Source organism: Limnobacter parvus (genome assembly GCF_024623725.1).
GTDB lineage: Bacteria > Pseudomonadota > Gammaproteobacteria > Burkholderiales > Burkholderiaceae_B > Limnobacter > Limnobacter parvus.
The window spans coordinates 256,482-271,600 of record NZ_JANKHG010000027.1 but is presented as its reverse complement, the minus strand read 5'-3'; the positions used below and the strand labels follow the sequence as shown (position 1 = coordinate 271,600).

Genomic DNA, 15,119 nt, shown 5'->3' with positions numbered 1-15,119 from the left:
AAAATCGAGACATAATTCTGACACCAAGGGGTGGGTCAAAATTCAATGCAAATCCCGGGTCAAATTTGGGTGCAAATCAACATCGTGGAGGCCTTGAATGCGGATGCTGTTCGCTCAGGTTCCAGCTTGATGCACATGCTGGAACAAATTCAGCAGAAACGTCAGGCCATTCAGTTACAGATTGAAACAGCGCAAGCGCAACTGAAGCTGTTGAATCAATTTGAGGACGAACTGCGCAGGTCGCCAGAATCAATAAAATGCGAATTTCCAGTTGACCCTTCCCCTAGGGGTAGGCTTTAAACTGCCTTTTTCAACAAAAAGGAAGCGTGTGATGCGCAAACGCATTTTGATCGTTCTCGGTCATTCTTCTGAAGACAGTTTGTGCTGCTCAATTGCAAACACTTACCTGAAGGGCGCGCAGGCAGCGGGGCATGACGTTCGCTTGCTTAGCCTTGGCAAATTAAAATTCGATCCGATTCTTCAGAATGGTTACAACGCCATCCAAGCGCTTGAACCCGATCTTGTCGCAGCTCAGGAATCAATGGTCTGGGCCGAGCACATGGTCTTTGTTTATCCAATCTGGTGGGGGTCCATTCCCGCCATTCTGAAAGGTTTTTTTGACCGTGTTCTTTTACCTGGGTTTGCCTTCAAGTTTCAAAAGGGTGCATTGATGGCAGATGGCTTATTGGCCCAACGAACCGCTCATCTGATTGCCACCATGGACACCCCTCCTTGGTACTATCGATGGGTGTATCGCATGCCCGGGCACAATCAAATGAAGCGAACCATTCTGGAATTTTGCGGCATTAAGCCAGTCGCTGTGACCAGCTTTGGGCCAGTAAAAAGCTCGAAGCCAGCGACGCGAGAAAAGTGGCTGGCGCGTGCCTACGAATTTGGATTCAAGGCTTGACGGATCATGGTTTATGTTCGGAACTGAACTGCTCTACCCTTTCCCAAAGTTGCAAGTAGGCCTCAGCTGACCTGAACAACATAGCCACTGCAGGCTTGCCACCAGGCTGCATCATCATGTCGGCGATGTAGTCCGGGTACAAGCCATAATGTGCCACACCGTCCTTATTCAGGTCGTACACGCGTTCACCTGTGGTCTGGCGTTCGAATACCACATCGCCCATAGGCGATTTGAAGGGGTACACCAGTGGATTATCGACGGCATCCGGGCGCGGTTCCGCCTGTTGGTGAATGCCATTGATGTCGGAACCAAAGCCGCTGACTGGCATCGCTTGCGGTGGGTACAGGGCAGCCAGATTCTGCATATACGCCACCGCTGCGGGAGAAGGTTCGTCAGGCAGATTTGAAATCAGCCCCCCCAGGTCTACAATCCGCTGGCTGTCCCTTGCTGCGCCGATGGTGCCAGAGTGCCCTGAAACCACTGGCAAGCCCCGCTCTTTCATCATTGCCAGCACTCGCTTACGCGCCAGGGCCCCCATGTGGTCGGTTTCAACAATCACGCCTTTCTTGGCGAGAGCGTCAATCAAAAACTCACCCAGCGGGGTAAGGCCCCGCGCATTGCGTTGGCACTCTCGACCGGGTACATCCTCGGGGGTTGGCGGGATGTTCATCAGCTGCAACAGTGCCAGTTCAAACAAACCGTAATCTTTGCTGTCCACTGCTGACGGCTCGGCATTGTCAATATTTTCGCAAGTGGTGCTTGCGAAGGGGTGCCCGGTTTCCCAAATATTTCCCGCATTGAACACCTGCATCAGTGCCGCATCCTTTGTGAAACGACTGATTTCAGTACCACCAAATGCGTTGTCGAAGATGTGCAAGGGAAACACGCTGCGTATTCCCAAGGCATAGAACTCATCAAGGCGATCAAGCACCTGTTGCTCAGTGCATTCTGGCATTCCCATAAATTCGCCACAGTTGAAAAGTTTTTCATTTTCAATCCCCATGACCACCGCCAGCTTGCCGTCGGCAATCACCTCGCGCGCAGTGGCACTGTTGTACACAATCCGGAACCAGCCTTTTCCAGGCCCACCTTCTTGTGCGTCGATGTACTCCTCAAGGTCAAGCAGCAATTGCCTTTGCAGCTTCACGCTTTCCATTTCATCGCAGTCATGTTCTTTCAATGGCCACACCTGACAAATGACTTCATTGGCCACGAAATGATTCACCATGATGCGCTGTCCGCCCATCCATGCTCGTTTCATCCACATGTAATAGGTTTGATGATGGGTTTGCGATCGAGGGTTGGGCCAGTAGGAAAAGGTGGGCCACCCATCGGTGTCATGCTGATTCACCGGGCTACCCGTGGCCAATAAGTTGTCCAGCACACCCAGCGTACCTTGTGGGCCATGGTCTGCTGCGCAAGAATTCAAGGCTTTGGTGATTCCGAAAGGGTGAAACGGTCGGCCATGCGCCACCTTGCCACCCAGTGCCTCGCTTCCACCAATATGAATGTGGGTATCCACCCATCCAACTACTTTCCCGTCCGACGTCGTGCCCGTAAACGGTGTTCCTGTGGCATTCAACTCTGCCTCCGGAAAAACCGCGCAGCCAGTGGCCGGCCGCAACACAAAATGAGTTGATATATCCTCTGCGTCGGTCAAGCTCAACTGCTCACCTTCAGCAGCAAGGTATTGCTTTGTTGCCAGCTGGCGAAAACGAAAGCTGTTTAAAGCGCCAGTGGGCTGAAGTTCCCAAATCGTCAAAAAACCTGGCTCACCCTGTGCGGTGGGTCCACTCGCTGCCGTTGTGGGTTCACCTTGTTGCTCGATTGCGGCTCCCAAATCCTCGCCTGCCTTTCGAATCGCATCGCTAACGGGCTTCGCAGGTTCAAGTACCTCTGTTATATCGCCCAGGCCAGACAGAAAATTCGATCCCTCCCTCAAAAATTGGAGTAAGGCCATTTGATTCAATGGATTGGAATTCTCGAGCCCAACAAAATTTGAATCTGGATCAAATATCAGATACTGGCCCAGTCGACTGGGTTTGAAATAGAAAGGCGTGGGTTGATCGGAAAGACTGTAAGCAGCGCCCGTTTTGCTTAAAAACCGCCCATCGGCGCTGGACATGGAATAACACTGATTGGCAACATTAAATTGATTCAGAGTGGTATCAGCCTGCCCTGGCTGAACGCGAGAATCGGTTGTAGCTACGGGGTCTTCACTACCCAGGCATGCTGCGAGAAACAAAGCTGAGATCGACAACACACAGCGGTGGGCAAGACGATTCATCTCTGTCTCCAATATTCTGATTTTATTCGAAAATTTTAGAGCAGAAACAATCAAGCAGATGTCGACTAGCCGACACAAGGGGTCGATGCTGACACGAAGAATGTCACTTTGATACATCAATTCTTCAGAACTGTGGCGGAAAGTATCCATGCCCGGGAAATTCTTATTTGCGTTTGCGGATACAAACATTTCTGCAATAGCGCACATTACAATTTCAAAGAAGATTAAAAATAACGTCATCGATGAGTTTTGAAATTGACACAACAATAATAATCATGAGGAGAATGCATTGAAACAGTCTGCACACGAGCCCTCGAGTTCGAAGTTCACGCTAGGCATCAGTAACTTTGGTAAAGGCCTGGTCGACTTTCGATTTCAACAGTATTTGTCCATGCAACTACTTCCAGTGTTCTACGCGCTTTTGCTGCTGGGAATTCTTGGATTTTTTCTTGCATTGATTATTGCGGCATTTTGGTATTCGCACATGGTGGGAATACTGGCGCTCGCTGTAACGCCTTTTGCCTTATTGATTGCCTTTGCCGTTACCCGTGCGGCACTGGAATTTTTAGTAATGGCTTACCGAATCATGGAGACGGTGCAGCGTATGGATCGAATTCCGCAACAGGTGGATAACCTGAATTCAAAGGTGGACGGGATCAGCGACAAGGTTCATGAGTTCGAAACTCAAATCAACCAAATTAGTGGTCAGGTAAACGACGTTACCCATGTGATCAGCTTTTTGAAACCAATTTCAGACATTGGTGCCTTTCCTAAAAAATGGTTTCGCAAATAGTCGAGGGCATTTGCACAATTAGGTGACAGCCAGTACACCAGGAATCCTGGCGTATTGGCTCACCTTTTTACGAGTTAAATTTCACTTCAACTTCTGCAACAAAGCCACCATTTGCTCATTGGCACCCACCATCGATACCACTTTCGTTTTGATTTTGTCTTTCAGCTGTACTTTGGCACTGTCTTTCATCTGTTCAAGTTCATACAGGTAGCCAAATGGTGCTTCTACAGAAAACTCTGGGAACCCGTGCGTTTTATGAGTTTTGTTGTAATCCGCTTTCATGCAGTTCTTGATCGTAAGCTTGCTTGAAGTCACATTCACCACATCCAGGTAAAACCAGCCATCAACTTCTTTCCCGTCAATGATGTGAAGTGACACACCATCGCATTTGCCTGCTTTGTCGTTTCTCTGATCACGAAGTTTCTTCAACAAATTCAAAGGCTGTTTGCCATCGTCGCTCCACTTCATCCAGCTGTTGTACTGGAGTTGGTGGTCAGGATGCAAACCAGTTTTCAAGGTATTCGCAACGTCTGGATAATACACAAGGTCAAAACCGCCAGCGAATGTACGATGACGATCCTTGAAATCGTGGCCTTGGCTTTTTTCTCGTTTGGCCAAAGTGACACCGTTCGCTTTGATGGCCTGGTACTTGTCATAGCGATGCTTAAGCTCTGCTGCCGCTTTCACCAATTTGCAAAACTTGTCGCGGGTGCTGTTGAACTTGGCTTGATCCAGCTTCACGCCTTTGGCAACCAATTGGTCGTAGGTGGTGTGTGAAACGCACTGATCCTTGGCGTAACCAATTAGCTGAGACGCACTTGCATCGCTGTACGTCATTTTGCTCCATGTGGCGTCCATGCCATCAGCGACAGAAACAAGCCCCGGTGAAGCAGCGGTGTAAGTTTGGCCCAGACCCAAGGTGGTGTAACTGCTTAACAAACTGTCGATTTCGTTGACCATGGCAGGGGAAAGGTAGTTGTCTACCTGGGCCTGCAAATTCACAAGGTCAGCCGAAGGGGCTGCCGTTTGCGCGAAACCTGTGAGAGGAAGAAAAGCCAGAAAACCAACTGCAGCAAGTGATTTGGTCTTGGTAAGTAAACGCATTGAAAGTCCTCGAGAATTTGGTTTAGATATTTAGCTGATTAAGCATCAGCTTCGGCTGGACTAAGCATTTGCAACGCTTACCAAGCTAACGGCATCAATGACCTAGAACTTGAGGGAAAAAACATGAATAAAAAAGGCCACCACAGCAAACCGAGGCGGCCCGTTTTTTCAGGTAAGCAATACCTGCTTAAAGAATGTCGATGATCGCATCCACAACCAAGCGGGTACCCAAATCAATCAGCAGTACATCCGTGCCTGTTTGCACGTAACCATAGTTATTGGGGGGTGAAGGCAAACGAAGGCGTAAGTCATTCGGTATGTCGTAATATCGAACATCGCTGGGCAATGGGCTGCCACGTTGCCATTTTTTGGCTTGGCCCGGGGGTTGGCAACCATTATTTTTCTTGGCCAAGCCTGGGGGGCACTTGCCCTTGGCGGCCTGTGTGCCGTAATAGTCGCGAATTAAGCGCGAGTCGTCGCTGCGGAACGAAAAATTAACCTGCTCGTTTTTGTCCGACTTGTCTTTGCGCTTTTCTTGCTGCTCGCTCTTGTTTTTGCCATTGTTACCGCTATTACCGTTGCCCTTTTCAGGCTTGTCAGCATAGGCGCTGGTGCTGACAATCAGCAGGGCGGTAATGGCCACCGCAAGGGGGCGTGAAATCGATCGAAGTGTCATGGTTGTAATCCTTGTTATAAGTATTTGCTATCTCCACTTCAGCATACGCCCACAGCTTGAAATACCCTAGAAGCCTATAATATGTTTAAGTAGTACTTGTATCGAACCCGCCATGAACAACCAGCAAACCCTGCTCCACGCCCTTGAAAACAGCCGAGACCGCGTACTATCCTTACTGAATAGCCTGGACCCTGAACAGCTAAGCGTGCCCTACTCTGAAGGCATCAACCCGCCAGTCTGGGAAGTGGGCCATGCCACGTTCTTCTTTGAACGGTTCATTTTGCAGTACCTTGATTCTGCCCCCTCTTACAACCCTGCCCTTGACGACATCTGGGACTCTTTTGAGCTGGCCCATGAAGACCGCTGGCAAACTGAATTGTTTCCAGACAAGGTAGAAACTCTTCATTACTTTCACCACACATTTGATCGGGTCAAGCAGCGTATTCAGGAAAAACCACTGAGCGATGCCGACCTGTACATGTACAAGTACGCCATTTTCCACTTGAACATGCACATTGAGTCGATGGTGTGGTGCAGGCAAACCCTTGGGTATGCGCCACCGCCGGGTGCGCACGCGCCATGTGCCTCCGCAGGCTTGCCCAACGCAGCCCAAGGCGATGTTGAAATTCCTGCTGGGCGCTACCGAATCGGCATGCCTGAAGAATCGCCGAGCTACGCAACAGACGATTTTTGTTTCGACAATGAAAAGCCTGGATTTATAAAAGATGTCAAAGCATTCAACATTTCGCCAACCTTGGTCAGCAATGCCGAGTACCTGGCATTTGTGGAAGCAGGCGCCTATGAACTGGATTCCTGCTGGAGCATGGCTGGCCTGAAGTGGCGGAAGCAAACCAACGCGCGCCACCCGTTGTACTGGAAAAAAGAAAATGGCCAATGGCTGGAACGGCATTACGACAAGTGGCTGCGGATTGAACCCAGTTTGCCTGTGAAGCACGTAAGCTACTGGGAAGCGCAAGCCTATTGCAATTTCACTGGGCGCAGGCTGCCCAAAGAATTTGAATGGGAAGTGGCGGCCTTGAATAACATTGAAGGCCGCCCTTTCAACAAATTCCCTTGGGGAAACACCATGGACCCTACACGCGTGGACATGGATTGCACCCACTTGGCCAGGCTACCCGTGAATGCACTGCCTGAAGGCGACAGTCCGTTTGGTTGCCGACAAATGATAGGCACGGTGTGGGAATGGACAGAAAGCCTGTTTTTCCCCTACAGCGGCTTTACGATGGATGTTTACCCCTTCATGTCGACCCTGCAGTTTGGTGACCACAAGGTGGTGCGTGGCGGTTCATGCGCCACTTCATCAATACTGATTCGCGGCACCTACCGCCAAGCTTACCTGCCCGACCGAAACGATGTATTTGTGGGTTTCAGAACCTGTGCGAGATAAACCAACGATGAACAACCCCTACGAAACCGACGAACTGCTGAACCAATACATGGCCTTCCACTTCGGAGGCAGCTACTTTGGTGTGCCCAACTACCCAGCCCATTGCGCGGAACTTTGCATTGACTTCATGGGTAAACGCCGTCGCCGCAAAGCGCTTGATTTGGGCTGTGCAGTGGGGCGCAGCACCTTCGATTTGGCCAAGGGTTTTGATGCAGTGGTGGGTATTGATTTGTCATCTCGATTCATTGATGCGGCCAACCGCTTGAAAGCCGGTGAAACCTTGCCCTACTTTTTACACGATGAAGGTGAATTGGGCAGAACAGTTGAGGTGTCACTGAGCAGCCTGGAATTTGAAGGCGTGAAAAGCAAGGTGCAGTTTGAAGTGGGTGACGCCTGCAATTTGGGCAGTGCGCACGTGGGTTACGATTTAATCTTTGCGGGCAATTTGATTGACCGTGTGAATAACCCCGCCGCCTTCCTCAGCGACCTACAACACCGCGTGGTGCCCGGTGGCTTGTTGGTCATCAGCTCACCCTATACCTTACTTGAAGAGTACACCCCCAAAGCGAATTGGATTGGTGGGCACATGGAAAACGGCGAATCGCGCACCGTATTGCAGGGCATGCAAACTGTGCTTGCCCCGCATTTCAAGATGGTAAAAACACCCATGGATGTGCCTTTTGTAATCCGCGAAACATCACGGAAATTTCAACACAGCATTGCTGAAATGTCTGTGTGGGAACGTTCGGCTACGCTCGAAGGGTAACAGGAACACCGTTCACCGCTGCATTGCCGCTGGGAACATCCAACCACTGCTCATCGGTTAAATCGTTGCAGCTTACGCCCGCATGCACCGCAGCAATACGCTGGCGGGTGCCCGATTTGTCGTGCCCCCAGCCATGCGGAATGCTGACTACACCGGGCATTACATCGCTTGAAATCTCCACAGGCAATGTAATTTCCCCCACCCTGCTGGCCACTAGCACCTGCTGCCCTTCCTCAAGGTTTAGCCTTTTTGCATCCGCTGGGTTCACCATGGCGGTGCAACGGTTTTTACCTTTCACCAACCGTTCGGAATTGTGCATCCAGGAATTGTTGCTGCGAATGTGGCGGCGACCAATCAAAATCATTTCCTCGCCAGCGGTTTGCTGTGGGTTTAATAAATTTTCTATATACGTTGCGCAAGCCTGCAACACTTCGGCTGGTGCAGCCTGAATGGTTTTGTTGGGGGTTTGCAAACGGTCTGGAAAGCTGGGGCGCAAAGGGCCAAGGTCAATTCCTTCCGGGTGCTGCTTTAATTTTTCCAAACTCAACTTGTGTTCACTGGCCATGCCATACGGACCCATTTGCAGCCCCATGTCCAGAATCATTTGCGGGGGCATGGAAGGCCGCGCAGGCTTGCCCTGCTTGGCGGAATAGCAGGCAGCCAGCTTGTCCATCAACTCCCAGTCATCAAAAGTTTCAGCAGGCTTGGGCAAAGTGGCTTCGCTGTACTTGGCCTGGTTGCGCACACCGAAAATATTGAAAATCAAATCGTAATGATCATGTTCAAGCGGCCCAGTGGTGGGCAAAATAACGTGGGCGTGGCGGTTGGTTTCATTGATGTACAAATCCACTGACACCATGAATTCCAGGCCCGCAATGGCTTTGTCGAGCTGCTGCCCATTGGGGGTCGACAGCACGGGGTTGCCCGCAATTGAAACCAGTGCCTTAATTTGCCCTTCCCCTTCGGTCAGCATTTCTTCGGCCATTATCGCGCTGGGAAATTCACCCAGCGCTTCAGGCTTGTTGCTGACCCGGCTGTGCCAGCGGCCATAACTGCCGGGCTTGCTGTTGGGGGCTGCAATTAGATCGAGTGCCGGGTTGGCCACCAAGCTGCCGCCCACGCGGTCGGTGTTGCCGGTGATCAAATTCAACAACTGGATGCCCCATTGCGCCAAAGTGCCATGGCGCTGAGTACAGGCCCCCATGCGACCATAGGCAACAGCATTTCCGGCATTGGCGAAATCGCGGGCGATTTGGCGAATGGTGCCCGCATCAATTCCGCACTCTGCCTGTGCCACTTCCGGTGTCACTTTTGATATTGCACCCAGGGCTGTGTACAGCCCTTCAGTGAATGGGGACAAACGATCAAGACGAGTCAGGCCCTCTTCCACTATTGTGTTGATCAGGGCAAACACAAAAGCCGCATCGCTGGCTGGTTTTATAAAGTGGTGTGCGTCGGCAATTTGCGCGGTTTCGGTTTTACGGGGATCAATCAACACCAACTTGCCGCCACGGGCTTGCAGTGCCTTGATGCGCTTGGCCACATCGGGCACGGTCATCAAGCTGCCGTTGGAAGCAATTGGGTTGGCACCCAGCATCAGAAAATATTGGGTGTGATCAATGTCGGGAATGGTAATCAGCAACTGATGCCCGAACATCCAGTAACCCAGCAACTGCATGGGCAGTTGATCGACCGATGTGGCCGAAAACCGGTTGCGGGTTTTTAACAAACCCAGAAAGTTGGCGCTGTGGGTCATCAAGCCCCAATTGTGTACATTCGGATTGCCCTGGTAAACGCCCACCGCATTGGCACCATGCTTTTGCTGCACCTGAAACAAGCCTTCACAAGCCAGCTCAATGGCGTCTTCCCAAGTGGTTTCAACCCACTGCCCGTTTACTTTTTTAACGGGCTTGGTCAAGCGGTCTGGGTCTTCTTGAATGTCTTTTAGTGCAACTGCCTTGGGGCAAATGTGGCCACGGCTGAACGGGTCTTGCTCATCGCCTTTGATTGAAACGATTTGATTGTTTTCAACTTCAATTTTCAAGCCACAAATGGCTTCACACAAATGACATGCGCGGCGATGGGTTTGCAATTTTGTCTCCTGACAGGTCCTCGGCTGGAACCCTGTTCTTGAATGGCTGGGCTTTGTCAGCTTAAAGCCAACATTAACACCCATACTAATGGTGAAGGTGTAATACCATCAAGTCACAAACAGGAGAGAACATGATCAATGCATACGCAGCCTTCGAGGCGAAAGGCGAACTGAAACCCTACCAATACGAAGCCGGTGAACTGGGCGCATTCGATGTTGAAATTGATGTGGACCACTGCGGCATTTGCCACAGCGATGTCAGCATGCTGGACAACGAGTGGGGCCGCGCCAAGTACCCCATGGTGGCCGGGCACGAAGTAATTGGCCGTGTCTGCAAGCTGGGTAGCCATGTCAGCCACCTGGCCATTGGCGATGTGGTGGGGTTGGGCTGGCATTCGGGTTATTGCGAGAGCTGCAAAATGTGCATGGGTGGCGACCACAACTTGTGCAGCACAGCCAAGGGCACCATTGTTGGCCGCCATGGTGGCTTTGCCGACAAAGTGCGCGCGCAGGCCATTAGTGCCGTGAAAATTCCGGCCGGTGTGAACCCGGCCACTGCAGGCCCCCTACTGTGCGGCGGTATTACGGTGTACAACCCGCTGGTTCAATACAATGTTTCACCGCAAAGCAAAGTGGCGGTGATTGGTGTGGGCGGCTTGGGCCACATGGCTGTGATGTTTTTGAAAGCCTGGGGTTGCGAGGTAACGGCATTCAGCAGCAATGCGTCGAAAACCGATGAATTGCTGGGCATGGGCGCACACCATGTGCTGAACAGCAAAGACCCGGAGGCGCTGAAGAAAGCCGCAGGATCATTTGATTTGATATTGTCAACCGTGAATGTGAAGCTGGACTGGAATGCTTACATCGGCACGCTGGCACCCAAAGGGCGACTGCATTTTCTGGGTGCGGTGCTTGAACCACTAGACATTGGTGTGTTTGGCTTAATGGGCCAGCAGCGTTCTATTTCCTCTTCACCAGTGGGCAGCCCACGCGTAATTGCCGACATGCTTGAATTCGCAGCACTTCACAAAATCGAGCCCATTGTTGAGAAATACAGTTTCGAGAACATCAATGACGCACTAGAAAAGGTGCGCAGTGGCAGCCCCAGATTCCGGGTTGTGCTTTCCCGTTAAGGAAAGAAGCACGGTGCGCATTACTTCAACGCCGTGCTTTCAACAGCAATTTTCATCTTCAGGTCGTGCTCTGGCAGGCGTTGAATAGCTTCAGGCCAATGATGGGGGTCCAAGTCGCGTCGCTTGCTTTCATTGGCACCCAGAATGGCCAAAGCCTCCAGCGCGCGCCGCATTCGGTGCGGGCCATGCAACACCTTGTCCTGAAGAACCGGGTCGCCATTCAAATACCGGCTACCTGAAATTGATTCTGGAAAGTCGTGCTGACTTGGCTCACTCGACTGGCTTGCCAATTTGAACCAATACGCCTGAGCATTGTAGCTTTGGGCGAACAACTCCGTCCCTGCCAAAGACGACCCAAAGTTGGGCATTGAAGCCTCTTTTCGCAAAGCGCTTTCTGACCACCTTGCCATGCCCTCCAAAAACCATGAGCGCTTGAATGGCGTATAGCCATACTGAACCAGATGAAACCATTCGTGGGCCGGTGTCAAATTTCTGGGACCCAATTTGCTGGACAAATTGATGAGCAAAACACATTCGCCGTGGCTGTTTTGGCGAACTTCATCAAATGCCAGACCATTGCCCGACATGCTGAGAAAACGAACCTGAACCGCACGGGCTTGCTGGGATTGATAACGCGGCTGAGAAAGCGGATCGACAAAACCGAAATGTGCCATCAAGCGCTTCATGGTCTGTAATTGCGTGGCAACGTCCTCAAGCAAATCGGGAATTTGATTGTTGTTAGAATCGTCTTGATTGAGTAAGGCATGCTTGCCTTCGGTATCAAATTGCAAGAGAAAACCATCTACCCGATATTCATGGGCAAGTTCAATGGGCAGGTTTGGGCAAGCCTGCACCGGCGTCAAAGCCAAGGCGCTGAGCGGCAAGCAGGAAAAAGCCAAGCAGATAAGTCGGGTGAATATTGCGCTACAAGGAATGATTTTCAATGCGTGCATTTATGTGCCGTGTAAGTGTTGCCAGCCTCGCACAATTTCATGCAGGGCGTTTAAGCCATCAGTCAATGCAGCGGGGCCTGGCTGCAAAATCAAAGGCGATTTGACTTCAAAAATTTGTGCGTTTTTCACTGCATTCACCTTCGACCATCCTTGGCGAGAAGCCACAGCTTCCGGGCGAAATTTCTTGCCACACCATGAACCAACAATGATGTCGGGGTTGCGTCGAACAATCTCATCGCGATCCGCGATAATCCGGTTTTTACCCAGGCTTTCCAGTGCAAGTTCGGGAAAGCAATCGTCCCCACCAGCCACTCCCACCAATTCAGACACCCATTGAATAGCACTGATTGGCGGCTCATCCCATTCCTCAAAATACACACGCGGGCGAACCGGCCAAGCTGCAGTAATTCCTCGTATTTCTTCCAAGTGCGCACGCATTTGAGCAATCAGCGAAAGGCCTTTTTCTGGCGCGCCCACCATGGCGGACACTTGGTACATCATGCTGAAAATTTCCGCGATGGATCGTTGATTGAACACGGTAACCTGCACACCGTGACGTATCAGGGCACTGGCGATGTCGGCCTGCAAATCCGAAAAACCGAACACACAGTCGGGTTCAAGTGCCAGAATTTGATCAATTTTTGCCGTCAAAAAAGCACTGACCTTGGGTTTCTCAAGGCGCGCTTTTTTAGGCCGAACGGTGTAGCCAGAAATTCCTACAATGCGATGGTCTTCGCCCAACAGATAGAGCCACTCAGTGGTTTCCTCGGTAAGGCAAACAATGCGCTGGGGGCCGAAATTCTGACTCAATTAAACCTCAATGCCCATACGCCGCGCGCGCCGCTGCCAACGCTTGCGCGCCAACTCGCGCATGTCCGTTACCTTGTCACCTTCATCGACAATTTCCTCGCCCAACAATGTTTCCACCAAGTCTTCCAGACTGATCAAACCTTTGGATTCCCCATATTCGTTGATCACCATGGCAATGTGCTGGTGTTGATCAAGAAAAATATCAAGCACCTTGGAAAGCGGTGCATTTTCAGAAACGGCCATCAATTCCCGCTTGAATTCATGAATCGGGGTGTCGCCCTGTTTATCCGCTTGTGCATTCAACAAAGCTTCCCGCAGTACAAAACCGACCAAGTGATCAGGTTCGTCTTCATAGATAGGAATTCTTGAAAAAGGCGTGTGGGTTTTGGCCTTTAGCGCTTCATCCACGGTCAGGTCTTTGTTCAAGGTGAACATCACAATGCGGGGCGTCATGACGTCGCTGACATCAATGCTGCGGAGTTCTAGCAAATTCCGGATAATTTCCGATTCACGATCGCTTAGCACACCCTGCTCTTCGCCCATGTTGGCCATTGCGGCAAACTCATCGCGGTTTACATCATTGTGTTTCTTGTCGCCGGCCATTAGACGGGTCAGTTTTTCTGAGATAAATATCAGGGGGTACATGGTTTTGACCATGATATTGACGTAAGCAATTGTGAAACCAGCAAGTTTCTTCCAATGCGTTGCCCCCAGAGTTTTGGGCACAATTTCGGACAGGAATAAAATCAGCAGCGTCATGACAGCAGAAAACACGCCAAACCACACCTCGCCAAAAACAGCTGTCGCTTTCGAACCCGCCCCAATGGCGCCCAAAGTGTGTGCAATCGTGTTCACAGTGAGAATGGCGGCGAGTGACCTGTCCAGATTGACTTCTCGAAGATTCTTCAGCTTTTCGGCCTTGATTGGGTTTGATTCTTTAAGGCTGGCAATGTAGGAAGGTGTCATGCTCAGCAAAGCTGCTTCACACAGGGAACAAAGAAAAGAAAAACCGAGGGCACCGACAACAAAAATAATCAGCAGGAGGGCGTCTAGGCCCAACGTGGAGGGGTCCATGTAAAAGTCCGGAAGTTAAAACAGTGTGCTTTTTAAATGCATTTGTAGATTAGCACAGGCCAATTTACAGCCACGCTGCCGAGCCACCAAAATTAAAACAGCCCGTCTCCAGGCAACTTTTTGCGTTACACTGCGAGCCCTTTCCTTACTCGACGGACCAAGCCATGTGGTTTAAAAACCTGTTCATCTTTCGCCTCACCAAATGGGAAGAAACACCCGAGTCGCTGGAAGACAAACTGGCCAAACAAGCCCTTCAAGCCTGCGGCGGCATGGACCTGCAAACACGCGGTTGGGTTTCCCCCAAAGCCGAGGGCGAGCCCTTTGTGCACAAAAGCGGCCAGCAACTGCTGATTTCGCTGGGGCTGGAAAAGAAACTGCTGCCTTCTACAGTAATTAATCAGTTCACCAAGGCACGCGCCCTGGAAATTGAGGAACGCGAGGGCTACAAGCCCGGCCGCAAGCAGATGAAGGAAATCAAAGAAGGTGTGACCGATAAATTGTTGCCACGTGCCTTCGCCATCCGCAGCCGAATCAACGCGTGGATAGACACCGACGGCAAATGGCTGGTAATTGATGCTGCCAGCCCCGCGAAAGCGGATGAATTGATCGGCATGCTGATGAAAAGCGTAGAGGGCGTGGCCATGGCCTTGGTGAAGACCAAAACCTCACCCACCGTGGCCATGACCAGCTGGCTGGCGGAAAACGACAACCCGCCCCCGTTCACTGTTGATCAGGATTGCGAATTAAAAAGCCGTGGCGAGCAGGCGGCCACAGTGCGCTATGTGAAGCATTCACTGGAATCGGATGAAATTGCCCGGCACATTAAGGGCGGCAAAGATGTAACCCGGCTGGCCATGACCTGGGCCGACAAGGTTTCTTTTGTGTTGCATGAGAATCTTCAGGTAAAGCGGGTTGCCCCCCTGGATGTGATTAAGGAACAAGCAGCCCTGAGTGCCGACGACGACGCCTTTGATTCCGACTTTGCCCTAATGACAGGCGAGTTACGAAAAATGTTGCCCAGCTTGATTGATGTGTTGGGCGGCGAACTGACCGGTTCCGCATCCTGAAAAACGGTAGTAATCTGCCATTTTTCGTTGCGGCATAGCCTCAACA

Annotated in this window: 14 protein-coding genes; 7 read left to right on the top strand and 7 right to left on the bottom strand. The window is 51.1% G+C overall.

Annotated elements, in window-relative coordinates; translation table 11 throughout:
- The first annotated feature begins 45 nt into the window (after positions 1-45).
- Together NSP04_RS14920 and NSP04_RS14915 are read left to right on the top strand one after the other, a co-directional pair.
- Positions 46-300 (top strand): hypothetical protein, encoded by a 255-nt coding sequence (locus NSP04_RS14920; protein WP_257513149.1) that lies wholly within the window; start codon positions 46-48, stop codon positions 298-300.
- Positions 301-331: 31 nt separating this feature from the next.
- Positions 332-910: an NAD(P)H-dependent oxidoreductase gene (locus NSP04_RS14915; protein WP_257513148.1), complete on the top strand. Its 579-nt coding sequence runs from the start codon at positions 332-334 to the stop codon at positions 908-910.
- A gap of 4 nt (positions 911-914) precedes the next feature.
- Here NSP04_RS14915 and NSP04_RS14910 read toward each other — a convergent pair whose 3' ends face one another.
- Positions 915-3,197, bottom strand: coding sequence for an amidohydrolase family protein (locus tag NSP04_RS14910; RefSeq protein ID WP_257513147.1), 2,283 nt, complete (start codon positions 3,195-3,197; stop codon positions 915-917).
- 289 nt (positions 3,198-3,486) lie between these two features.
- On the opposite strand from NSP04_RS14910, the gene NSP04_RS14905 reads away from it, so the two are divergent.
- On the top strand, positions 3,487-3,990 hold the full coding sequence (locus tag NSP04_RS14905; RefSeq protein WP_257513146.1) for a DUF4282 domain-containing protein: 504 nt from the start codon (positions 3,487-3,489) through the stop codon (positions 3,988-3,990).
- A gap of 81 nt (positions 3,991-4,071) precedes the next feature.
- On the opposite strand, the gene NSP04_RS14900 is transcribed toward NSP04_RS14905, so the two are convergent.
- Positions 4,072-5,094, bottom strand: coding sequence for a hypothetical protein (locus NSP04_RS14900; protein ID WP_257513145.1), 1,023 nt, complete (start codon positions 5,092-5,094; stop codon positions 4,072-4,074).
- 187 nt (positions 5,095-5,281) lie between these two features.
- On the bottom strand, positions 5,282-5,770 hold the full coding sequence (locus NSP04_RS14895; protein ID WP_257513144.1) for an RcnB family protein: 489 nt from the start codon (positions 5,768-5,770) through the stop codon (positions 5,282-5,284).
- A 112-nt stretch (positions 5,771-5,882) separates the two neighbouring features.
- Between NSP04_RS14895 and senA the strand changes: the two genes are divergently transcribed.
- Together senA and NSP04_RS14885 are read left to right on the top strand one after the other, a co-directional pair.
- Positions 5,883-7,178, top strand: a complete 1,296-nt coding sequence (gene senA, locus NSP04_RS14890) for a selenoneine synthase SenA (RefSeq protein WP_257513143.1) — start codon at positions 5,883-5,885, stop codon at positions 7,176-7,178.
- 7 nt (positions 7,179-7,185) lie between these two features.
- Positions 7,186-7,944 carry a putative 4-mercaptohistidine N1-methyltransferase gene (locus tag NSP04_RS14885; protein WP_257513142.1) on the top strand — a complete coding sequence of 253 codons (759 nt, stop codon included), beginning with the start codon at positions 7,186-7,188 and terminating at the stop codon, positions 7,942-7,944.
- Here the strand turns inward: NSP04_RS14885 and NSP04_RS14880 are convergent.
- Entirely contained in the window at positions 7,928-10,036 is a 2,109-nt protein-coding gene (locus NSP04_RS14880) for a molybdopterin oxidoreductase family protein (protein WP_257513141.1), read from the bottom strand. The two genes, NSP04_RS14885 and NSP04_RS14880, sit on opposite strands and share 17 nt — an antisense overlap.
- A 131-nt stretch (positions 10,037-10,167) precedes the next feature.
- Here NSP04_RS14880 and ahr point away from each other — a divergent pair, with 131 nt between their 5' ends.
- A complete protein-coding gene (gene ahr / locus NSP04_RS14875) occupies positions 10,168-11,169 on the top strand; it encodes an NADPH-dependent aldehyde reductase Ahr (protein WP_257513140.1) in 1,002 nt (333 codons plus the stop codon).
- A gap of 20 nt (positions 11,170-11,189) precedes the next feature.
- Here ahr and NSP04_RS14870 read toward each other — a convergent pair whose 3' ends face one another.
- From NSP04_RS14870 to NSP04_RS14860, 3 genes are read right to left on the bottom strand one after another with little or no spacing between them, the layout of a single operon-like run.
- The gene (locus NSP04_RS14870; RefSeq protein ID WP_257513139.1) at positions 11,190-12,122 is read right to left on the bottom strand and encodes a hypothetical protein; all 933 of its coding nucleotides are present in this window, start codon (positions 12,120-12,122) and stop codon (positions 11,190-11,192) included.
- Positions 12,123-12,932 (bottom strand): cobalamin-binding protein, encoded by an 810-nt coding sequence (locus NSP04_RS14865; protein ID WP_257513138.1) that lies wholly within the window; start codon positions 12,930-12,932, stop codon positions 12,123-12,125.
- Entirely contained in the window at positions 12,933-14,006 is a 1,074-nt protein-coding gene (locus NSP04_RS14860) for a hemolysin family protein (RefSeq protein WP_257513137.1), read from the bottom strand.
- A gap of 164 nt (positions 14,007-14,170) precedes the next feature.
- Here NSP04_RS14860 and NSP04_RS14855 point away from each other — a divergent pair, with 164 nt between their 5' ends.
- Positions 14,171-15,073 (top strand): recombination-associated protein RdgC, encoded by a 903-nt coding sequence (locus NSP04_RS14855; protein WP_257513136.1) that lies wholly within the window; start codon positions 14,171-14,173, stop codon positions 15,071-15,073.
- Positions 15,074-15,119 lie beyond the last annotated feature (46 nt).

Excerpts from the sequence above, each read along its gene's own strand:
- NSP04_RS14920 (WP_257513149.1), top strand. The coding sequence starts at position 46 with ATGCAAATCCCGGGTCAAATTTGGGTGCAAATCAACATCGTGGAGGCC.
- NSP04_RS14915 (WP_257513148.1), top strand. The coding sequence starts at position 332 with ATGCGCAAACGCATTTTGATCGTTCTCGGTCATTCTTCTGAAGACAGT.
- NSP04_RS14910 (WP_257513147.1), bottom strand. The coding sequence starts at position 3,197 with ATGAATCGTCTTGCCCACCGCTGTGTGTTGTCGATCTCAGCTTTGTTT.
- NSP04_RS14900 (WP_257513145.1), bottom strand. The coding sequence starts at position 5,094 with ATGCGTTTACTTACCAAGACCAAATCACTTGCTGCAGTTGGTTTTCTG.
- NSP04_RS14895 (WP_257513144.1), bottom strand. The coding sequence starts at position 5,770 with ATGACACTTCGATCGATTTCACGCCCCCTTGCGGTGGCCATTACCGCC.
- senA (WP_257513143.1), top strand. The coding sequence starts at position 5,883 with ATGAACAACCAGCAAACCCTGCTCCACGCCCTTGAAAACAGCCGAGAC.
- NSP04_RS14885 (WP_257513142.1), top strand. The coding sequence starts at position 7,186 with ATGAACAACCCCTACGAAACCGACGAACTGCTGAACCAATACATGGCC.
- ahr (WP_257513140.1), top strand. The coding sequence starts at position 10,168 with ATGATCAATGCATACGCAGCCTTCGAGGCGAAAGGCGAACTGAAACCC.
- NSP04_RS14870 (WP_257513139.1), bottom strand. The coding sequence starts at position 12,122 with ATGCACGCATTGAAAATCATTCCTTGTAGCGCAATATTCACCCGACTT.
- NSP04_RS14860 (WP_257513137.1), bottom strand. The coding sequence starts at position 14,006 with ATGGACCCCTCCACGTTGGGCCTAGACGCCCTCCTGCTGATTATTTTT.
- NSP04_RS14855 (WP_257513136.1), top strand. The coding sequence starts at position 14,171 with ATGTGGTTTAAAAACCTGTTCATCTTTCGCCTCACCAAATGGGAAGAA.